Annotated in this window: 1 protein-coding gene; it reads left to right on the forward strand. The window is 70.9% G+C overall.

The window, feature by feature from the left end:
- Positions 1–1,112: hemagglutinin repeat-containing protein (locus tag D180_RS12505; protein ID WP_043090918.1), on the forward strand; the 1,112-nt coding region annotated here is incomplete at both ends.

The following is a 1,112-nucleotide window of genomic DNA, read 5'->3' on the forward strand; positions in this document are numbered from 1 at the left end:
ACCGGCACCATCGGCGGCGCCAATGTCAGCGCCAACGTCGGCAACCTGCTCAACCGGGGCCGCATCGTGTCCAGCGGCACCGTGCAGTTGCAGGCCAAGCAGGACCTGCTCAACCTCGGCGGCCAGATCGCTGGCCGCGACGTGCTGCTCAGCGCCGGTCGCGACCTCACCAGCACCACCCGCGACGCCCTCGCCGGCGGCGACCTGCGTTCGGGCATCACTGCCGGCAACAACCTGCTGCTGCAGGCCGGCCGCGACCTCAGCCTCACCGGCACCACCGTGCAGGCCGGCAACAGCGCCGCGCTGCTGGCGGGCAACAACCTCACGCTGCAGCCGACCGCGTTGCGCGATGAGTCCGGTCTGACCCGTGGCGGCGATGGCACCAGCCTGACCGTCGGCAACAACCTGTCCCTGCAGGCCGGCAACGACCTGCAACTGCATGGCGTGGCGATCGCCGCCGGCGGCAACGCCGCGCTGCAGGCAGGCCACGACCTGTCGCTGACCCCGGTCACCGACGCCAACGGCAAGGCCACGGTGCGCACCAGCATCGCCACCGGCGGCAGCCTGCAATTGGCCGCCGGCAACGACCTCACCATCCGCCAGGCCCAAGTGAAGGCCGATGGCAACCTGATCGCCGCGGCCGGGCACGATCTCAACGTGACCTCGGTGCTGGGCGACAGCCGCACCGTCACCGACCAGAGCCGCCAGGGCAAGACCAAGGTCGTCACCACCACGACCACCCAGGACATCGACCAGCAGGCACTCACCGCCGGCGGCAACCTGGTGCTCAGCGCCGGCCACGACGTCAACCTGACCGCCGCCAAGCTCGACGCCGGCACCGGCCTGGCCGTGGTCGCCGGCAACGACCTCAACAGCACCACGCTCACCACGGTCGACAGCAGCACCACCCTGGAGACGCGCAAGCGCTTCAAGCAGACCACCCGCACCCGCGACGAGACCGTCCACGGCAGCGAGTTCACCGCCGGCGGCGACATCGCCCTGCAGTCCGGCCACGACGTGAACCTGACCGCGGCCAAGGCGTTCACCGACAAGGGCGCGCTGGCGGTGTCCGCCGGCCACGACGTCAACCTGCTCACCGAGCAGGAGCAGCA

This window comes from Xanthomonas sp. SHU 166 (assembly GCF_000364685.1).
Classification (GTDB): Bacteria; Pseudomonadota; Gammaproteobacteria; order Xanthomonadales; family Xanthomonadaceae; genus Xanthomonas_A; species Xanthomonas_A sontii.